Raw genomic sequence first — 19,145 nt, 5'->3', positions numbered from 1 at the left:
ATGGATAACGCACTCGACGACAAGGTGGCGCTGGTGACCGGCGGGAGCCGTGGCATCGGCGCCGCGGTGGCGCTGCGCCTGGCCGGGGCGGGCGCCGACGTGGCGCTCACGTTCCGGCACGATCAGCGGCGCGCCGACGACGTGGTGGACCAGATCAAGGCCGCCGGGCGGCGGGCGATCGCCATCCGGGCGGACAGCGCCGACCCGGCCGCGGTGACCGCCGCGGTCGACCGGGCCTTCGGCGAGCTGGGCCGGTTGGACGTCCTGGTCAACAACGCCGGCGCCTTCCTGCTCGGGCCGATCGAGCGGCTGAGCCTGGCCGAGTTCGAGGAGACCGTCGCGGTCAACGTCCGCGCCCCGTTCGTCGCCTCGCAGGCCGCGGTGCGCCACCTGCCGGCCGGCGGTCGGATCATCAACATCGGCAGCAACATGGCCGAGCGCGCCGTGTTCCCCGGCTTCTCGCTGTACGCGATGAGCAAGACCGCCCTGACCGGCCTCACCAAGGCCCTCGGCCGCGAACTCGGCGGCCGGGCGATCACGGTGAACCTGGTGAACCCGGGGCCGACCGACACCGAGCTGAACCCGGCGGACGGGCCGGACGCGGGCACCATCAAGGGGTTCACCGCGCTCGGCCACTACGCGGCACCGGCCGATGTGGCCGCCACGGTCGCGTTCCTCGCCGGCCCGGACGGCCGCTACATCACCGGGGCGACCCTCAACGTGGACGGCGGCTTCACCAGCTGACCGCCGGGCCGGCGTCGACGCCGATCTGCGGCCACGCCGGTCCGTGCGCCCTCAGCGCGCCCTCAGTGCGCCCGGGGGCGGCAGCGGACGACGCCAGCAGCTCGCCGACGGTGTCGGCGGGTTGCGGGCGGGCGTGGTGGTAACCCTGCTGGGCGTCGAAGCCGATCGAGTCCATCAGCGCGCTGACCGCCTCGTCCTCGACGCCCTCGGCGACGGCGTGCAGGTGCAGGCGATCGGCCAGGTCGGCGACGGTGACGGCGATGGCGGTCGCGCTCGGCTGGCTCAGGGCGGCGGCGACGAAGCGCCGGTCCAGTTTGATCTCGTCGATCGGCAGGTCGGCGAGGAGCGCGAGACTGGTGTGGCCGGTGCCGAAGTCGTCGATGCTGACCCGCACGCCGAGGTCGCGGACGGCCTGCAGGAGCCGGCGCGCGTGCGCGGGCTGCGCCACGATCGCGGTCTCGGTGATCTCGATCGTCAGCAGCGGTGCCGGCAGCCCGGCGCGGGCGAGATGCGCGGCGATCCGCTCGGGTAGCCCGTCATCGGTCAGGGAGCGCGCGGACACGTTGACCGACACCGGGATCGGGGTGCCCGCCGCCCGCCAGCGCGCCGCCTGGCCGGTCGCGTCGGCGAGCACCTGTTCGGTGATGTCGACGATCAGGGGTGTGCGCTCGGCGCCGGGCAGGAACGCTCCCGGGCCGAGCAGGCCGCGGCGCGGGTGCTGCCAGCGCACCAGCGCCTCGGCGCCGACGATGCGGTGGTGGTGCCGGTCCACCTGCGGCTGGTAGTGCACGACCAGTTCGCCGCGGGTGATCGCCTCACGCAGCTCGGCCTGCAGCGCGAGGTCGTCGCGGCGGGTGCGGTCGTCCTCGGCGGTCCACACGTGCCACGGGCGGGCGTCGTGCTTGGCCGCCGCGAGCGCGACGGCGGCCCGGCGCAGCAGTTCCGCGGGCGCGCTGCCGTCGGTGTGCGCGAGCCCCGCGGTGAGCGTGACGTCCACGTCGATCCCGCCGGCCGGGTACGGGCCGTGCAGGCCGACGAGCTGCCGCGCGAGAGCGCCGGCGTCCCGCGTCGTGGGCAGCCAGGCGGCGAACACGTCCGCGCCGATCCGCGCGGCGGCGGCCCGGGGCCACGTCCGGCTCAGGTCCGCGGCGACGGCACGCAGCAGCACGTCGCCGTTGTCCCGGCCGAGCGCGTCGTTGACGTGGCTGAAGTCGTCGATGTCGCAGACCAGCACCGTGCCGTCGGCCGGCCGCGCCAGGATCGCGGCGCGCAGGCCCGACTCGTTGAGCAGCCCGGTCACCGGGTCGTGGGTGGCGGTGTGCCACACCGTGCGGACCAGGCCGGACAGCAGCAGGCCGGTGGCCGTCAGGGTGATCGCCAGCACGAGCACGTAGTAGCCGTTGTGCGGGTCACCGACGCTGGTCGCGGTCAGCGCGCCGCCGGAGGCGACCACGCTCCACGTCAGGTGCACCGTCAGCGCCCGGCGGCTGAAGAACATGGCCGCGTACACCGTGACGAACAGCGCCAGGAACGCGAACGCGGCGCTGATGACGCCACCACCCGCGGCCGCGGTCAGCGCCGCGGTGCACAGCGGCACGCCACCGAGCAGGGCGTGCGCGACCGGCTGGGGAAGCACGCGGGCACGTGAGAGGACCACGGCCACCGCGGTGACCACCACGGCCACCACGACGATCGCCGGGTGCCCGTCGTCCAGCCAGCCCGGCAGCAGCGCCAGCCAGCACACCACGGCGTACACGCTCATCAGGCGGAACAGCACCCGCCGGGCATCACCCACGCCACCGGCGGCCACCTCGGGCAGCCCGGCGTACCGGATCTCCGACCTGCGTCTGCCGGCCACGGCCGTACCCCCCCGCCTGAATCACCTCCACCCTTCATCGCGCGCGGTGGCGCAAAAATGAGAACAATGGCCGTCACCGGGACGTCGCGGCCGCCGCCAGCAGCGCCGTGGTCTGCGCCACGATGGCGCGCCGGTCGGCGTCGGACGCCGGGTCGGAGAGCGCATCGGGATCCGCCGGGCCCGATCCCGGTGGTATGTGCAGGTGACCGCCGAGCACGCCGGTGGCGCCGAGACCGATGCGCAGGCGGTTCGCGCGGAACATGCTCTCGTTGGAGAGGAAGTTGCCGCCGCTGCCCATCTCGCCGGTCTCCCCCGGCAGCGGTGGGGCGCCGTCGTCGCGGCAGTCGGTCGGGCCGCTGCCCGGTGCCGTACCGGCGGGCCAGTAGCAGTAGAACCGGCTGTAGTAGACCTCGCGCGGTCCGGTGCCGGCCGCGAGCATGCGGCTGACCGGCAGGGTCGTCTCGATCAGCGTCGCCGTGCTCGCCGGCCATCCGGCGGCGGCCGGGACGGGACCCTCGGCGCCGGCGCCGTTGTTGTCCGGCTGGCCGCCGCGCCATCCGGCGGCCCAGCGCTCGATGGTGAACCCGGCGCCCTGGCTGATCGTCATCAGGACGTCCGGCCGCCGGTCCGGTGCCGACAGGGCCGGGCCGAACGCGGCCTCGACGATGCCGTCGTCGAAGCCCGCCCACGTCACCGGGAAGACGACCGCCTCCACCGCGACGGGCCCGTCGGCGGTGTCCACGATCTGCCCGTCGAGCCGCAGCGCCGCCGCACCGGACGGGTTCGACAGCCGCAGATCACCGTCGAACCCGAACGGGTCGAACCCGCTGATCAGGGCGCGCGGGACACCCGCCGGGGCCGGGCCGGTGGCCCCGACTCCGCGCGACGCGTGCTGGAGCGCGGTCAGCAGCTGCGGCCGGTTCACGCCGAAGCCGGGGTCCCACTGCCGCACCGCGCTGCTCAGCTGCAGCCGGGCCCAGTACAGCGGCCGGTCGTCGAGCTCGTCGAGCGTGCCCGTCCCCGGCGCCCGTCCCTGCGCACGGTCGACCGCGGCCTGCCACAGCCGCTGGCCGGCCCGTGTGACGGCGGTGCCGGCCGCCGGCATCGACTCGGTCGCGCACAGCGTCGCCCGGAACTCCGCGACGAGTTCGGCGAACCCGCCCGCGCGGACCAGCCGTGGGCCGACCGGATCCGCTCCCCGTGCGAGCCGCTGCTCCTCGGCGGTCAGCGGCAGTGCCGAGTCGAAGCACCCGGCCGGCTCGCCGGCGGACGCCCGCTCGACGGCGGGGAGAGCGGAGAGACAGAGGCCGGCGGCGACCGCGGCGGCCAGGCGCGCCCTCATCGCGTCACCCGCGTGCCGGTGGGGACGGGCCCGGCGAGGGCCGGAAGGCCGGGGGACGCACCGGCGAAGGCTGGGCTGATCAGCGTCATATCAGGATTCAAGCAGACGAATATGAGGAAACCGTGAGGGTCGCCCCCGGAATCCGTAGCCGATGATCAATGCCGCGTCCGGCCGCCGAGTCCAGCGCCCCTGGCCAGTTGCGACGGCCGCGGCGCGGGCAGCGCGTCAGCCCGTGATCCGTCGCGCGCGGGCTGCGTCGGCGGCGCGCTGCGGGGTGGTCGCCCGCCGGGACGCTGGTCGCGGCGGGGAAAGCTGCGCGGCGGGGGTCGCGGCGGTTTCGGGACCACCCGGGGACCGGCTCCGATGCGGGGGCGGAGCGGCGGCGGAGACGCCGCGAGGTTGGCCCGCGGGAGCGTGCGGACCGGACCGGGCCGGAAGCGGGAAAAGCGGTTTTGTACGTGTTCTCGGCTTTTGTGGCACGTCACCTAAACGTTGTAGTGGGTTGTCCGTCACCAGGGGATTGAAATCCGGCGGAGGCGGGAATCCTCTCGTCGACCGGCACCCCCGGTCACCGGATAGAGAGCGCGACTCGACCCCCCGAGCCGCCCCGGGACCATTGGATTGGTCAAAGGAGAGCACCGTGACCCTCATGGGCATCATCGTCGCACTGATCGTCGGCCTCATCATCGGTGCGCTGGGTCGCCTCGTCGTGCCCGGCCGGCAGAACATCCCGCTGTGGCTGACGCTGGTCATCGGCGTCGTCGCCGCGCTGCTCGGCACGGCGCTGGCCCGCTTCGCCGGTGTCGCGGACACCAACGGCTTCGACTGGTGGGAGCTGATCTTCCAGGTCGCGTTCGCCGCCATCGGTGTCGCGATCGTCGCCGGCGTGGGTGGCCGTCGCGGCCGTCGCGCGCTCTGACCGGCGCGCCCGCCCACACATCAGACACGAAGGCGCCTCCCGCGACGACGCGGGAGGCGCCTTGTGCGTGCTCAGGAGTGCGGGCAGGTGTCCCGGTACTCCTCGATCGCGGCCCCGGACGGCGCCGGGCACAGAAACTGCTCGTACCGGGTGTCGTTGTCGATGAACCGCTTGAGCCACGAGATGCTGTACTTCGCCACGGTCACGTTCGTCGAGGTCGGCGCGGAGTGCGAGGCGTTGTTGAGCTCCAGGTACGCCTTGTCGAGCGTCGCCGGCAGGCTCGTGTAGAACGGCTCCGCGTGTGACGCGACCGGCGCGACCGTGTCACTCTCCGCCCCGATGATCAGCGTCGGCACCCGGTCGGACGACCACGACTTCGTGGTGTGCCACGGCGCCAGCGGGATCGCCGCCTGCAGCGACGGCCGGCTCACCGACGCCGACAGGCTCCCGCCGCCACCCATCGAGTGCCCCATCACCCCGAGCCGGGTGGCGTCGATCCGGGTACGCACCGTGCTGGTCCGGGTCAGGTAGTCCAGCCCCGCCAGCAGCTGCGCACCCCGGCCGGCCGGCTGATCGACCGTCGACAGCGTGTCGATCGTGATCACCACGAACCCCTGCGACGCCAGCCGCGGCCCCAGCCACGCCACCGACGACTGGCTCGCCGTGAACCCCGGCGAGATCGCGACCGCGCCGAACGTACCCTCGGCCGTGCTGGTCGGGTAGTAGATCGTCCCCCCGCCGAACCCGGTCACGCCGGACCGCGCCACCGTGACCCGCGCGATCGCGAACGGCCCGGTCGCGGCCTCGATACCGGCGGTGCTCGGCGCGGGTCCGCGCTCATACGGGTTGGCCGCCCGCGCCGGTGCGGCGGCGACCTGACTGGCGACGGTGAGGACGGCCGCCAGGACGGCGGCGACCGTCAGGCGCCGGTGCTTACGGGCCACGGCGAACTCCTTATATCGATGGACGGCAGTGAGTAGGTCGCCGCCATCGTGGCCCGGCCGGTCGCCGCCCGGGTAATCCTGGCGGGGTCATAGCCGGTGGGGAGGGGGCGCGTGTGGAGTTGGGGACGGTTGCGCTAGGCTGTGTGCACTGCCGCGGGGCCGAGGCCTGGCGGCGGACGGGACGTGGCGCAGTTTGGTAGCGCACCTGACTGGGGGTCAGGGGGTCGTCGGTTCAAATCCGGCCGTCCCGACAAACGAAGAAAGGCCGCTAGATCCGGGGGAAGCCCAGATCAGCGGCCCTTTTTGATTCTTCGGGATCTATGAGATGTTGATCTAGACGGCGCGCAGGTGGGGACCACCTGGGGACCGGCGCGCGGTCAGGTGCGCGCTCAGCGCCGTTCCTGCCTCATCGATCGCGCGGCGGTCCGGGTGTAGGTAGCGCTGCGTCGTGGTGATCGAGCCGTGCCCGGCGATCTTCTGCAAGGTATGGGTCAGCACGCCGGCGTCAGCGAGCCACGTCAGCCCGGTGTGCCGCAGGTCGTGCCGACGCAGGTGCTCGAAACCCATCCGGGTCACCACCTCATCCCAGTGCGTGGCATCCCGCAGCACCGCCGTGCTGATCCGGCCGCCCCGCGGGCCGTAGAACAGCCGAGAGTCCGGTCCCTTCGCGGCGTCGAGCCGGTGCGCGATCAGGTCGCGGATCTCGACGATCACGGGTACGTGCCGGGTGCGTTTGCCCTTCGTCCCCTTGTCGATCAGTCCGCTCGGTGCCGGCGTGGTCTGCCGGCGAACGGTCCAGGTCCACGTCTTGCGGTCGATGTCGCCAGGCCGCACGCCGGACACCTCGCCGATCCGGGCCGCGGTGCAGGCAGCGAACAGCACGACGTCTCCCCACCCGCGGTACTCGTCATGCGATGCCGCCACCAGCGCATCGGCGAGCCGGCACAGCGTCTCCCAGTCCGGCAAGGCCAGCGAGCGCGGGTTGTCGAGTTCGTCCTCTGCCCGCTTGTACTCGCGCGCCAGCCGGTGACCCGCGCGGGGTTGCGGTCGATGATCCCGTCGCGCACCGCCTGTTCCATGACGCGGACCAGGATGGCGAGCGCGTCCTTAACGATCGACACGCTGCACCCGCACGCGATCCAGCCGAGAACCGCCCGATCCACCGCGCCGTACGTGATCATGCGGACCGGGATGTGCCCCAGCGCCGGCACCACGCGGAGCCGCCAGCCGCCGAGATACGGGTCGAGGGTCTTCGCATCAAGCCCACGGGTCACCAGCGTCATCACGTCGTCGCCGTGCTCAGCGAGCCGGCGATTGGCCGCGGTCGGGTCGATACAGCGCAATCGCGGTATCGAACACGCGCTGGCGCAGCTGCGCAACATCGTCGCGCACCCCACCGGTTACCAGCTCTTCGGTCCGTTGGAGGCGGCCAGGATCCTGCACGACCTCGCCGAGACCATCAACCAGCTCTGGGGTATGCCCACCCCCGGCGGCCGACTGTATCCGGCACCGGCTCGCAGGGAGGTCATCGTGATGGCCTGGCCGGCCGACGGCAGCGAGACGATCACGGTCACCGCCGACGCGCTGGCCGACGCGACCGACCCTGAGGACCAGCCGTGGCAGTGCATCTTCGTCCGCGCGGTCTTCCGCCCCGACGAGCACTACGCCGAGCCCAGTCTGCGCTACTTCGACTCCCGCGTCGAGGCGACCACCTACCCGTCCGACCTGCTGTGCGGACCCGGAACCATCACCGACGCCAAAGCCTGGTGCGCCCAGCACCAGCCCTCACCCGACCAGATCGACCACCTCGACCGGACCTTCCTCATCCGCCACCACGCTAACCACCCCTACCTGCCCATCCGCCCGCAGACCGCCGCCGCCCTACCCCAGCAGGACAGGCCGACACCTGGTACGCCATCAAGGCCGACCACCCTGACGATGCCTACCATCACGTCCGCACCATCGTCACCACCTCCAACTGCCACCCTCACCGAACGTGCCGTAACTGCTGCGCCCAGACCATCAAGGTCGGCCCGTACCACGCTGTCACCGCCGGAATCCCTGCATCCGCGACGCTCCCACCCGACACAGCGACGCCGTGGGCACAACCGCGATCGCAGCAGCTACCGACGTAGCGCGCCGTTGGCTGTCTCTACCGGGTCTGTCAAATTGCGGGGTCGCTCTCTGCCCGGAGCGTGTGCGCAAGGGAGCCGCGCCGTCTCTCGTGGAGTTGCGAGCCTGAGCTACAGTGACTCAGCGTGGGTGGCATCGTGGAGGGCCGGTTCGGGCTGGGGTGCACGACCCCTCCTGCGGCTGCGATGGCTGCCGGAACCGGCACCGGTGAGCCGTCACAAGATCCGGTTCTCGTAGGGGTGTACTCGGCGTGCGGCACCGGAAAGACCTACGTCTCGGCGTGGATAGCCGAACTGGTCCGAGCTTATGACCTGACGAAGGCCGGCCCCGTTTTCCAGCGGTTGCGAGCTGACGGTACCCACCTTCAGCTCTGGTTGAACGGCGAGCCGTTCTCGCTGCCCGGCGGCCGGCTCAGTATCGCGGAACGGGCCGGCTTCGACGGATGGCAACCACCCGTCGCTCCGGGTGGCGCCTATGCCCGGCTCCGTAGGGCATTGCCGGACCTCTTTGCTGTTGCTGTCGAGCACAGCAGCCGGACCCCACTCCCCGAGGAGTTGATCGCCGCGGCCGGCGATCGGACCACCAGGCGACTGCTCGCCAAGGCGCTGGTTGTCAACGTCTACCGGAGCCGCGGCCCCATACTGACGCTGGTAGCGATCATGCGGTCGGCGTTCCTTGCCGTTGCGTCGTTGCTCGGACGGTTCGCGTCCATGTGTCGTACCGTGCCACCGGTCCGGCCACCCGGCATGCCGAATTCGACCAGTCCACACTGGACGCGAGGGCCGGACTTGGCGTGGGTATCGCGAGTCCTGCCCACTGCCTTCGGAGCATGGTCACCGGCCTGACTCGGCCGAAGTGGCGTCGCTTCGGGGTCCGCGTCCGGAGTGACTGGATGATCTCTGTACTTACCGCCGGTGCGGCTAGCCTGCCCGTCCCGGTGTATCTGTTGCTTGGCGCACTCGTCGGTGTGCTCGCGCTGGTCGTCGTAGTGGCGGTCTGCACGAAGGACGCCGACCGGCGCAACGCGGCGATAGACGTGCTGTGCATTCTCCTTCGGCGCCCGTATCGTGGCGTCGACCGGGATCCGGCCCGCCGTGGCGGCGTGACCAGACGGCGATCTCGGCGAGCGCTCGGCCGGCGTGGCTGAACGCGTTCCGTGTAGCGCCGATCCGTGACACGGTGGTCGGCGATGCCTACCGGGCTCTTCCGGAGGGGCCCGACTTCGGGGCAACGAGGTCGATTCCGTAGGTGTGCACATGTCCGCCCACGTACTGATTCACTGGAACCAGGAGCGACGCGCATATCGGCGGTGCCGAAATGCGCTTGGAGGTCCGAGTCGTACTCGAACCCGTCGATGTCTTCCCGATACAGGGCTTCATGATCCAAGTCTTCGAACGCACTGTCCTCAGAGGTGTTATAGCGGTGTAAAGCGTCCTCGTGCTCCACGATGGCACGCTCGACCAGCAGATCCCGGGCCCGCTGGACGACCAGAGTGTGCGGACTTCTGCGCGGTGACCGGCGTGGTGAGCGATGCGGATGACGTCTAGCCAGGGGTGGTCGTCGGCGCGTTCCTGGTCGGCTTGCCAGGCGATGTCGACCGCCCAGCGTGCGCCGGCGAGGTCGCCGGCGTCGAGGCGGAACTGGGACGTACTGGTGGGCGCTGTCGCGGCTGGATGTCGCTGTCCGGCCGCCACGCGTACGGGTGCGGTAGCGGGTGGCATAGGCGAGGTCGGCACCGCGAGAGGCTGCCCGCGGACGACTTCGAGCGCGTGCCCAAGGTCCGCGATGCCGTCCGGTCCGGCGGTTTCGGCGCGGGTGCGGAGGCGGCGGAAGAGGTCCCAGCGGAGGAGGTATCCGTCGTGAAGGCGGTGGGAGCCACGGTGCGCCGTCGGGTGTCTCGGAGAGCCAGCGGCTGATCGCGACTCGGCGGCTGCGGGGGCTGACGATCGTTTCGGGCCAGCGGGGTCATCTCCGTCTGATCGGCAACTACCGCAGCCGGAACCTCGCCGCCCGCACCCGGTCGGCGCCGCTCCGGCCGGGCGCGATCTCGCGTACGTCGAAGTCCGCGCGCTGACGGCGACGGCCCGTGGCCGCACCGGCACCAACGACCTCGGCCGGCATCGAGGTGGCGTCGAAGCTCGCGGCGGCCCCGGCGCAATTGCCGGAACTCCCCTAGGATCATCGCCCACACATCGCCCTTCTTCCGGCCTCCACCGAGAACGTTGCCGAGCGAGCACGGCCGGCGCCGGCCGTGCTCGGAGGAGTGAACGGCGATACACAGTGACGTGTTTCGGGCGGCGACCCGATCGCGGAGGACCAGACCGCCGGCAAACCCATCGCACTTCGGTCCCGATCATCCGGCACCCTGCCGAGGCAGAGAACTACGGGCTGTTTCTCGGGACCAAGGCCCCTGCCGGACGGCCGCCGGCGATCGCCTACTGGACCTGGAACCTGTCATGCGTACCGGCGAAGGGGTGAGACAGATGGAGAATTTGATCGTGGTCGGCGTGGACGGCTCACCGGGCGGGCGTCGCGCACTGGAGTGGGCGATCGCCGAGGCGGGCAGGATCGGTGGTGCGGTCCAGGCGGTGACCGCGTGGACCTGGGACGGCATCGAGTCCGGGCCGCTGACCGCGACGTCCCCGGCCGCACAGCGGCAGTGCGCGGAGACGCTGCTGCGTGACGAGATCGACGCCGTGCTGCGGCAGGTGCACGAGCCGGTGACCGTGACCGGCGAGGTTTCCCGGAACAGCCCGGTCGACGCGCTGACCGCAGCGGCCGAGAAAGCCGGCCTGCTGGTGCTCGGCAGCCACGGCCACTCCGCGCTGCGGCACCGCGTACTCGGGTCGGTCAGCGACGGCTGCATCCGCCACGCACGGTGCCCGGTCGTGGTGGTGCCGACGAACCCGGCCGCCTGAGATGGCGATCGTGCGCGCACTCGTCGTCTACGAGTCGATGTTCGGCAACACCGAGCGGATCGCCCTCGCCATAGCCGAGGGCATGTCCGAGCTGGTGCAGGCGGAGCCGCGCGACGTCGCCACCCACCCGCAGGCAGTCGGCCAGGGCTACTGCGCCCTGGCCGTCGGCGGGCCCACTCACGCGTTCGGTCTCAGCCGTGCCACCACCCGGCGCTCCGCCGGTGAACAGGGCGCCGCGGGCCCGGCCGAGACCGGCGTCCGGGAGTGGCTGGCGCAGTACACCTCGCTGGCGGGGATGCCGGCTGCCACGTTCGACACCCGGATCGGTACGCCGTGGCCGACCGGGTCGGCCGCGCGAGCGGTGCAGAAACGCCTGCGCCGCCTCGGCTGCCGGATCATGCTGCCCGCCGAGGGCTTCGCCGTCACCGGCACCGCCGGCCCGCTGCGCGACGGCGAGTTGGCGCGCGCTCGCCGGTGGGGACGAACGCTCGCCGAGACGATCACGTCAACGCAACCGGTCGGCTGAGACCGCCGACTCATCCCAGGACGGGGCCGGTGACATCTGCACCGGCCCCGCCGTCCGTGAGGAACCGCGCGAGCCGATCACCACGTGACCGGCCTCATCCGCTCGACGGCCTCGCACCGCCGGCCCGGGCGAACCTGGCGCGAGACCCGCATACGACCACGGCCCTCGCTACCCTACGGAGATCGAGAACGACAGCGATGTCCACCGGGACGTATTCGTCCGCGACCGGGCGACCGCCACCACAGTGGCCAGCCACGGATATCCGGTGACGGCCGCTACATCGTCTTCACATCGGTCGCCCATAATCTGGTGACCGCGGAGGTCAACGGCGTGTCGGACATGTTCCTCCGTGACCGGCCGACCGGCACGACCCACCTGATTCGCGCCGGCATGCACACACGCCGCCCTCATCTGCCTGGTCCGTCGCCGCGTCGACGTCCTGCACGCGATGCTCGACACGAAAGCGCCCCACCAGCGGCCAGCACCCGGCGAACGTGCAATGTGGGCAGCATGAACAGGATAGTGATCCTCGGCCGTGGCGGTGCCGGCAAGTCCACACTCGCCGCCCACCTCGGCGCCGCCCTAGCCCTGCCGGTCATCGAACTGGACAAACACTTCTGGGCGCCCGGCCTCACTCCCACGCCGACCGAGCAGTGGATCCGGATCCAACACCAGCTGATCAGCGGCAAGCAGTGGGTCATCGATGGCGACCTCGGCCCGTACGACGTCCTCACCGCACGGCTGCAAGCCGCAGACACCGTCATCGTGCTGGACTTCCCACTCTGGCTCTGCGCCTGGCGCGCGCTACGCCGCTCCCGCGAGAACCTGGCGTTCTGGCGATGGCTCATCACCTACCGACGCCACAGTCTGCCCACCGTCATGGCCGCAATCGCTACCCATGCTGGCCACGCCCAACTCCACGTGCTCCACCACCCCCGCGCCGCCGAACGACTCCTCAGCCACGCCACGACAACAACCCGGCCCGACCCAGCCCCTTGACAACCCCATAGGGACTCCCCCGAGCACGTCCACGCCCGCCTGCGACGTGGTGACCGTACCGGCCGGCTGCCGTACGAACCCGTGACCGGTCCGGAGCCGGTCGCGGCGCTGCCCGGCGCGTTCGCCGCGCTCACCGGCACGCTGCGCCTCACGCGAGGCCGGCGATCCTTACCGGTGAGCGCGCCCGCAGATCGCGGCCGCGCACGCCGAAGAACGCGTACCGGGTGGTCTCCGGCGGCCGCTCGGTGAACGTCAGGACCGGCCGCGCCGCCCACAGCGGGCGCGGCGGGTGCGGCAGCGTCTTGCACGACCGTGGGCCACCGCAGTGCGCGAACGCGCGGTCGTCCGGGAGGCACCGCAGAGCTCGCCGGTGCCGGAGGCAGTGGGGTTGACGGTGCGCCGGTACCGTAAGCCGATGCCGCTGGTAGATGATCTACGGGATCGCGTTGACGATGCCGGACGACCGCTGGCCAGGCTCAGCGAGGTCGGCGACCGCTTCGGTCTGCAACGACCCTGATTACCGCAGTCGGATACATCCACGTTCGCCGGCGGCAGCAGCGCGCTGGCTAGGACGACCCAGCTCACCGCCGAACTTTTCACCGTGCCGGGCCTGCCGCTGGTCAGCATGACCGCGGCGAAGCTATGCACCAGGATCATCGAGGTGCTGAGCGGGATGTGCGCGCCGGCGGAGCTCCCGGAGCGGGCGATGTATACCCGGCGATCAGCCGTCGTTGGCCGGGTCTTCGCCGGCTGCGGGCATGTAGCAGAAGCTGGCCACGATCAGGGCCGCGCTGTCGAGCGACATCGTGGTCGAGAGCGAGACGGTCATCTCGCCTGCCTGGTTGCGCATGCTGACGGAGGAGCGGGTGTTGTCGGCGAAGGTGCGATCGTCGGTGATCTCGAACCCCTGCTGGCGCCAGGAGTCACGAATGGTCCCGAGTGTCGACACCTGTTTGTCGGGCGGGATCGGGATATTCGCGAACCCGGTCAGGTGCCACTTGCCGTCCGTGGCCGTCTCGCCGTTTTTTCCCGTGCACGGTGCCGCGTTGGTCCGCCACCCGTCGAGGGCGGATCCCGCGGTGGTGGCGATCGCGTCGGCCTGGGCGGCGATGGCAGCTTCGACCTCGGCGCGGGTCTTCGTTTTCACGTCTTCCTCCGGTCCTCCACACGCCGTCGCGGCCAGCGACAGCGACACGCTCACCAGCAACGCCAGTCGTTTCCTCACGGTGTCTCCTCGACCACGTTGTCATAGTCGCCGATGATGACTGCGGCCTGTGACTGCAGGGCGATGCTGCCGGAATCCCAATATCCGGAGTGGCCGGAGGTGTCGATGCGAAGCACGTTCCCGCCGAACTCGGGGTCGTGCGGTGCGGGGCCGTGGATGTTCTCGGCTCCCGCGGCGAGCCAACTGCCGACGATCGGGATACCAGCGATCCAGCCCGCGGTCTTCTCGGGCCGGGCAACGAAGTTGTCGTCGGCCGCCGCACCGGCATACACATGCTCTGGGTCGATCATGAGTTCGTCGACGTTGTCGACCCTCATCCCCGGGCTGCCGAGCGCGACGATGTCATCGACGGCGAGGCCGTCGCCGTGGGAGGCGGCCTCACCGATCACGGTGGAGCCGTAAGAGTGCCCGACGGCGGTCAGGTGGGAGGGGCTGTCGTCGTGTGCGCTGTTCAACCCGTTGACGAAGTGGTCGAGTGCCTGGGCGCCGGCCTCGGACTTGTCGCCGAACGGCGCACTGGCGAGGTCCGCGCCGGGGCCCGGGGTGTCGTAGCCGACCCACGCGATCACTGATGTGCTGCCACCGCCAAGCCCGGTGGCGGCGGCTTGCAGGTCGGCGGCCCGGTTGATCTGCCCTCGGATGTCGTCCATCTCGGTACCGACACCGGGAATCACCACGGCGGTGTTGGCCGCGGTGTCGGGGTTGCCGACTGCGACCGCGGCGGTGCCGTCGCCGTCGGGGTGGAACGACAGCAGGAACAGCCGTGTGCCCTCAGGGCCCGCCTCGGTACTTTCCAGCCGGTCGAGCAGCAGTTTCGCCGTGCCGTAGGGCACGCCGTCGTCGCCGTGCGTACCGGTGTTCGGGTTGCCGCCGGAGAACCCGGTGAGGTAGTTGTGCAACGCCAGCCGGTTCGCGGTGTCCCGGTCGGCGGCCGGCAGTCCGTCGAGGCCGCCGATGCGTTGCGGATACGCGGTGGCGAGGATCTGCTGCTGCTCCGGCGACAGCCCGTCCCACCACGCGTCGACGGCGGCCGGCTCGGTGCCGGCGGCCGGAATCCGGTCCTCGGTCACACCCATCATCTCCGCGACCGCCTGGGCGCCGAGGACGGCGGCGCCGTACTCCGGGTCCTGACTGAGGCTGGTGCCCTGCAGCCGCGACAGGCCCGTGGCGAGCTGGTCGTCGGCGGTGTCCGCGGCGGCGACGATCCGGCGTATCTCGGTCGACAGCGTGTGCGCGGCGGCGCTGGCGGTGGCGTAGGCGGCCTGCCCGTCCGGGTCGTGCCGCTCCTGCCAGGTCAGCTCGGGCGGGCGGACCCGGCCGTCGGCGTCGATGGTGAAGCCGTGCGCGCTCACGTCGTCGATGACGCCGTCGAGCTGCCGTTGCAGGCGGGTGAGGGTGTCCCCGGCCACCCGCAGCAGGCTGGCCATGGTCTTCGCCCGGATGCCGGTGGCTTCGAGCTCGTCGTCGATGCGCTCCAGGTAGCGGTAGGCGACGTCGGCGGTTTCGCCTTCCCAGCGAGAGGCGTGCACGTCGGCGACCATCCTGATGGCGTGCTCGGTGTGCTCGGCGTACCGGGCCGCGACCCGCTCCCACGCATCGGCGGCCGCGGTCAGCGGGCCGAGCCGGGCGTCGCGCAGGTCAGTCCATTCCATCAACGGCCGCCGATCATACGGCTGAACTCTACCGAGTTCAGTTCCTCGGTCTGCCGGTACTGAGCTGCGGACGTCTCCAGCGCGCTGGTGAGCCGGTCGAGGAAGCCGGTGAGGCTACGCGCCTCCTCCTCGAACCCGTCCAGCGCCATCTGCAGGGAGGCGCCTGATTTCCAGCCACCGGTGCTGAAACCGGGCAGGCCGGCCGCCGCCGCCTGCATCTCCGGCTCGACCATGCCGGCCACGCCGTGTACGGCGTCGCGGATGTCCTGGCACGAACGGCCGGCCCTCTCCAGCGCCGCCGGGTCAACATTGAGGTCCGTCAACGCCCGCCTCCGCGCTCCCTTGTTTTGACCTGCGAGCACGCACGCTAGCAGCCGCAATCTAGCGCACGGTCACACGGATTCGCGGCGTTACGCAAGGCACCCCTCCGCGCAGATGTCACCCTCCGAGGTCAAGTGGCCACGCAGCAGCGATTGGCGGCCTCCCACATCCGGCTGTTGAGCGGTGCGGCGAGGGTGCCCGAAGCGCCCTGAGCCGGTGGCACGAGGCGTTCGTCCTGTTCGGGCACGTTCCGATCAGTACGAACACGTACCCGGACATGGCCGGACAGCCGGCCCGCGTGGTTGGCTCCTGCTGTCCGTTGCGATGACGGGCGCCGGATCGGCATTACGACGGGTGAGCGTGGCCTTGGGCGGCCGTACTCGCCACGGCCGGCACGAGACCGGTCGCGTGCGCGGCGCCAACGCGTACGGCCACCACCCACGTGACCTACGCCGGCTCGAACGCCATGTTCGGCTCGGCGCCGGGGATTGAACGCCAGTTATCCACTCACCGCAGGAGGCACAGATCATGCGATCCACAAGCCGAGCAGGAGTTATCGCGCGCGCGGCTGCCGCAGCAGCGGCTGCTGCGGTCACGGCCATTGCGCTCGCGGCCAGTCCCGCGCACGCCACCAACGGCAACAACTACATCCTGAACATGGGTGCCGGTGACCTCGGGGTCATCCACCTGTTCGACGGCGTCTACACCCACGGCGACTACGACCAGCTCCTGCCGCAATACCAGAGGACCAACAGCTACTTTCCGACGTGGACGTACGCGGAGGGCTACTACATCGGCGCCAACTACTGCGCCTGGGAGTGGAAGCGCTGGGCCGAGAACGATAGCTGGGGCAAGCCGCGGGTGGTCTACCTCACGGGCGACCAGAAGACCTCACGCAACTACAACTACCGCGTCCTGCCGTACAAGCCGGCACCCGGCATTAGCTGCTTCGCCTACGACCCGCCCCTCTGAGCCGATAACCGCCCGCCCTGACCCGTCCGCCCTGAGGTGGACGGTCCAGCGCGGGCGGGCAACACGCTCGACGATGTTCGGCGACGGCTTCCTCGACGGTTCTGTCGGATGCGGTGGACGATTTCGCTACTGACTGGCGGTGGTCCGATGGCTCTCCTGGCGTAGCAGTCGATCGCCGCGGCGAGGAAGTGCGCGTCCGCTCCCTCGAACCGGATCGTCCGCCGGTCGAACGCGACGCCGGTGGCGCGGATCAGGTCGGGGCGGGCGTACCGCAGCCTGATGGCGAATCGCTCGACCGACTCCACCGGGTGGACGGCGTCGAGGGCCTCCCACGGCACGGTGAGCGTGCTCGCCGGCCCTCGGTAGTCGATGCCGTGCGCGGTCAGCCGCACCCCGCACCCGCTCCACGCGCCCCGGAGGCCGCCCAGCCAGACGGCGGTCAGCAGACTCAGCCCGGCGATCAGCGTCCAGCGGTCCTCGCCCTGACCGATCGCCGGGCCGAGCCAGGCCGCGAACGCCACCAGGAGGAACACGCCGGCTGCGGTGAACAGCGGACCGGAGCCGAGCACCGGCGTGCCGAAGGACGGCGGGCCGGTCACGATGTCCAGCGTCCGGTTCTGTCGCCGATTGAGCACATTCGCGATGATGAGGGCGGCCAGGAGCGGCGGGATCATCAGCGCCAGCAGGACGGCCCCCATCGCGGGCCGCCGCAGGGTGGCCGCGCCGAGCGGGACCGACAGCGCCACGCTCGCCAGCAGGATCCACCGGCGCCACCGGAACAGCGCGGCGGAGAGTGCCGAGATCATCACCTTCAGGATAGGGCCGCCGCCCCGCGCTCGCGGCCCGTTCACCGGCCAGGCGAGCCACGCATTGCGTGCGGACCGGGGCGACCCGTCAACCGGACCGGCCGCCGCGGCGACCGCGTGGTACCGCCGCTTCGACCTCCGCCGCGGTCTTCGTCATCAACTCGAGGTCATGCGGCGCCGGCCCGTGGATCGCCTTCACCGCCCCTCCAGGGACGAACCTGGTCAGGCCCGCACAGCAACGCCGCGTTACTTGCACATCGAGGGTGCGTCACCAAGTCCGGTACCGGTGCAGACTCATATGCGACGCTTCGCCGGTCAACTGGCCGCAAGTCCATCACGGCCCCGGGGATGGCGGGCACCTCGACGCGAAAAAAGGGGGCCGGCACAGGTTCGTCGCCGGTCAACCGCGGCAAGCCCGGTTCCAAGCATCACCTCGATTCCGGGCCGCCGGTCCCCGGCCGGGTGGGCCGGCCACGGTCCAGGTTCCCAGCCCTGCTGGCCGACAAGGGCTATGACAGCAAGGGATTCAGGGCACAGTGCCGCCGTCGCGGCACCGAGCCGATCATTCCGCGGCGTGGACGCAAGCGCGTCAAAGGCTTGGCCTGCTGCGCTACGTCGTGGAGTAGGGCATCGCCCTGCTCCACCAGTCCCGCCGCCTTGGCCATCCGCTGGGAACGCCACCTCGACCTCCATGGGGCCTTCGTCAGCCTCGGCTGCGCCCTGAGCCGCTGGCGACGCTTGATCAAATGACTAACGCGAGATCGCGTGAGGAGCTTTTACGAGTCGTAACCCGCTCCCCGGCACGTCGTGGCCGGGCCGGTTCTCCGGGTGCACCACCAGACGATCGCGGTGATGACGATGACCGCGAGGGCGGGGACCAACTGGTACGGGGAGCCGACACCGGCCGAGCGGTCCTGCGTCGCCGCACCGAGGTCCACCCGCAGGCTGGTGGCCAGGACGAAGGTGAACGTGTTGAGGACGGCGTGGAGCATGACCGCGATCTCCAGCCCGCCGGTGCGCCAGGTGATGACGGCCAGCGCGGTCCAGAGCACGAAATACCAGATGATGAGGTACGGGTCCGTCGCGCCGTGAACGGCGGTGAACAGCACGCTCGAGCCCACCACCCCGGCGACCAGCCCGGCCCGCGGGTTGCGGGTCCAGCTGCCGATGACCCGGAAGATCAGCCCACGTACGCCGTACTCCTCGCCCGCCGACTGCAGCGGGGTGAGGAGCATCGTGGCGAGGAAGATGGCGATGAGGTCGTACTGCGACCAGGGTGACTCCTCGACCGGTGCGAGCGCGCCGAGGATGTTGACGACCAGCCACGCGGGACCGAAGACGAGGAGCGATCGGCCGAGCAGGTCGAAGCGGAACCGGGACGTCACCGAGTGCAGGGATGCACCGGGCACGCGGTAGAGCCACCGCTGGATGAGCATGCTCCACGGTACGAGCAGGCCGAGGGCGATCATCGCGCTGGCGTGGGACAGGGGCGTGTAGTCGGTGCCGCCCAGAATCGGCGGGGTCCGGCCCATCCGCTGGTCGATGAGCGCAGCCGCCCCGCCGATGGCGGTCGGGAAGACGACGAGTCCGGCCAGCAGGAGAACGATCGCGAGGATGCCCCGGCCGATCCGGCGTTTCTCGCCGGCGAGCACCCGGTGGTACTCCACGCCGGCCGGGACTGCCGGCCCGTTGCGAGGTTCACCCGGGGTGAGCAGCCAGTTCGGCTCGATCATCGTGGTCATGATTTCCTCTGTGGGTGTGGTTGGGTTCCCGGCTCGGCCGCGAT

17 protein-coding genes, 1 tRNA gene and 1 pseudogene are annotated in these 19,145 nt (G+C 71.0%); 10 read left to right on the top strand and 9 right to left on the bottom strand.

Going from position 1 to position 19,145, the window contains the following annotated elements; all coding sequences use genetic code 11:
• Window positions 1-744 carry an SDR family NAD(P)-dependent oxidoreductase gene (locus J2S41_RS12360; protein WP_310366950.1) on the top strand — a complete coding sequence of 248 codons (744 nt, stop codon included), beginning with the start codon at window positions 1-3 and terminating at the stop codon, window positions 742-744.
• Here the strand turns inward: J2S41_RS12360 and J2S41_RS12355 are convergent.
• Together J2S41_RS12355 and J2S41_RS12350 are read right to left on the bottom strand one after the other, a co-directional pair.
• Window positions 734-2,602 (bottom strand): putative bifunctional diguanylate cyclase/phosphodiesterase, encoded by a 1,869-nt coding sequence (locus J2S41_RS12355; RefSeq protein WP_310366948.1) that lies wholly within the window; start codon window positions 2,600-2,602, stop codon window positions 734-736. The two genes, J2S41_RS12360 and J2S41_RS12355, sit on opposite strands and share 11 nt — an antisense overlap.
• A 73-nt stretch (window positions 2,603-2,675) precedes the next feature.
• Complete coding sequence (locus tag J2S41_RS12350; RefSeq protein ID WP_310366945.1) at window positions 2,676-3,944, bottom strand: PA0049 family protein; 1,269 nt, start codon at window positions 3,942-3,944, stop codon at window positions 2,676-2,678.
• Between the two features lie 640 nt (window positions 3,945-4,584).
• On the opposite strand from J2S41_RS12350, the gene J2S41_RS12345 reads away from it, so the two are divergent.
• Entirely contained in the window at window positions 4,585-4,863 is a 279-nt protein-coding gene (locus tag J2S41_RS12345; RefSeq protein ID WP_310366941.1) for a GlsB/YeaQ/YmgE family stress response membrane protein, read from the top strand.
• A 71-nt stretch (window positions 4,864-4,934) separates the two neighbouring features.
• Here J2S41_RS12345 and J2S41_RS12340 read toward each other — a convergent pair whose 3' ends face one another.
• Window positions 4,935-5,807 carry a poly(ethylene terephthalate) hydrolase family protein gene (locus J2S41_RS12340; RefSeq protein ID WP_310366938.1) on the bottom strand — a complete coding sequence of 291 codons (873 nt, stop codon included), beginning with the start codon at window positions 5,805-5,807 and terminating at the stop codon, window positions 4,935-4,937.
• 177 nt (window positions 5,808-5,984) lie between these two features.
• Between J2S41_RS12340 and J2S41_RS12335 the strand changes: the two genes are divergently transcribed.
• Window positions 5,985-6,058, top strand: a tRNA-Pro gene (locus J2S41_RS12335).
• 82 nt (window positions 6,059-6,140) lie between these two features.
• On the opposite strand, the pseudogene J2S41_RS12330 reads toward J2S41_RS12335, so the two are convergent.
• Window positions 6,141-7,189 (bottom strand): annotated as a pseudogene (locus J2S41_RS12330) (site-specific integrase).
• Between J2S41_RS12330 and J2S41_RS12325 the strand changes: the two are divergent.
• The 6 genes from J2S41_RS12325 (at window position 7,122) to J2S41_RS12300 (ending at window position 12,383) form a co-directional block, all read left to right on the top strand.
• Window positions 7,122-8,177: a hypothetical protein gene (locus tag J2S41_RS12325; RefSeq protein ID WP_310376874.1), complete on the top strand. Its 1,056-nt coding sequence runs from the start codon at window positions 7,122-7,124 to the stop codon at window positions 8,175-8,177. The pseudogene J2S41_RS12330 and the gene J2S41_RS12325 overlap by 68 nt on opposite strands.
• Window positions 8,066-8,785, top strand: coding sequence for a hypothetical protein (locus J2S41_RS12320; protein WP_310366935.1), 720 nt, complete (start codon window positions 8,066-8,068; stop codon window positions 8,783-8,785). Before J2S41_RS12325 ends, J2S41_RS12320 begins: the two co-directional genes overlap by 112 nt.
• The gene (locus J2S41_RS12315) at window positions 8,770-9,087 is read left to right on the top strand and encodes a hypothetical protein (protein ID WP_310376873.1); all 318 of its coding nucleotides are present in this window, start codon (window positions 8,770-8,772) and stop codon (window positions 9,085-9,087) included. Before J2S41_RS12320 ends, J2S41_RS12315 begins: the two co-directional genes overlap by 16 nt.
• Window positions 9,088-10,423: 1,336 nt before the next feature.
• Window positions 10,424-10,858: a universal stress protein gene (locus tag J2S41_RS12310; RefSeq protein ID WP_310366934.1), complete on the top strand. Its 435-nt coding sequence runs from the start codon at window positions 10,424-10,426 to the stop codon at window positions 10,856-10,858.
• Between the two features lie 10 nt (window positions 10,859-10,868).
• On the top strand, window positions 10,869-11,384 hold the full coding sequence (locus tag J2S41_RS12305) for a flavodoxin family protein (RefSeq protein ID WP_310366931.1): 516 nt from the start codon (window positions 10,869-10,871) through the stop codon (window positions 11,382-11,384).
• 510 nt (window positions 11,385-11,894) lie between these two features.
• Window positions 11,895-12,383: a P-loop NTPase family protein gene (locus tag J2S41_RS12300; RefSeq protein WP_310366930.1), complete on the top strand. Its 489-nt coding sequence runs from the start codon at window positions 11,895-11,897 to the stop codon at window positions 12,381-12,383.
• Window positions 12,384-13,104: 721 nt separating this feature from the next.
• On the opposite strand, the gene J2S41_RS12295 is transcribed toward J2S41_RS12300, so the two are convergent.
• From J2S41_RS12295 to J2S41_RS12285, 3 genes are read right to left on the bottom strand one after another with little or no spacing between them, the layout of a single operon-like run.
• On the bottom strand, window positions 13,105-13,608 hold the full coding sequence (locus J2S41_RS12295; protein ID WP_310366928.1) for a hypothetical protein: 504 nt from the start codon (window positions 13,606-13,608) through the stop codon (window positions 13,105-13,107).
• A complete protein-coding gene (locus J2S41_RS12290; protein ID WP_310366925.1) occupies window positions 13,605-15,260 on the bottom strand; it encodes an alpha/beta hydrolase in 1,656 nt (551 codons plus the stop codon). The genes J2S41_RS12295 and J2S41_RS12290 overlap by 4 nt, the downstream gene beginning before the upstream one ends.
• A complete protein-coding gene (locus tag J2S41_RS12285) occupies window positions 15,260-15,583 on the bottom strand; it encodes a WXG100 family type VII secretion target (protein ID WP_310366924.1) in 324 nt (107 codons plus the stop codon). Before J2S41_RS12285 ends, J2S41_RS12290 begins: the two co-directional genes overlap by 1 nt.
• Window positions 15,584-16,238: 655 nt before the next feature.
• Here J2S41_RS12285 and J2S41_RS12280 point away from each other — a divergent pair.
• On the top strand, window positions 16,239-16,553 hold the full coding sequence (locus J2S41_RS12280) for a hypothetical protein (RefSeq protein WP_310366922.1): 315 nt from the start codon (window positions 16,239-16,241) through the stop codon (window positions 16,551-16,553).
• On the opposite strand, the gene J2S41_RS12275 is transcribed toward J2S41_RS12280, so the two are convergent.
• Together J2S41_RS12275 and J2S41_RS12270 are read right to left on the bottom strand one after the other, a co-directional pair.
• Window positions 16,535-17,359 (bottom strand): hypothetical protein, encoded by an 825-nt coding sequence (locus J2S41_RS12275; RefSeq protein ID WP_310366919.1) that lies wholly within the window; start codon window positions 17,357-17,359, stop codon window positions 16,535-16,537. The genes J2S41_RS12280 and J2S41_RS12275 overlap by 19 nt on opposite strands.
• A gap of 776 nt (window positions 17,360-18,135) precedes the next feature.
• Window positions 18,136-19,101 (bottom strand): CPBP family intramembrane glutamic endopeptidase, encoded by a 966-nt coding sequence (locus J2S41_RS12270; protein ID WP_310366916.1) that lies wholly within the window; start codon window positions 19,099-19,101, stop codon window positions 18,136-18,138.
• Window positions 19,102-19,145: the final 44 nt, after the last annotated feature.

The organism is Catenuloplanes atrovinosus, from assembly GCF_031458235.1.
GTDB classification, from domain to species: Bacteria; Actinomycetota; Actinomycetes; order Mycobacteriales; family Micromonosporaceae; genus Catenuloplanes; species Catenuloplanes atrovinosus.
The sequence above is the reverse complement of the archived record's forward strand: the minus strand, read 5'-3'. Positions and strand labels throughout refer to the sequence as shown.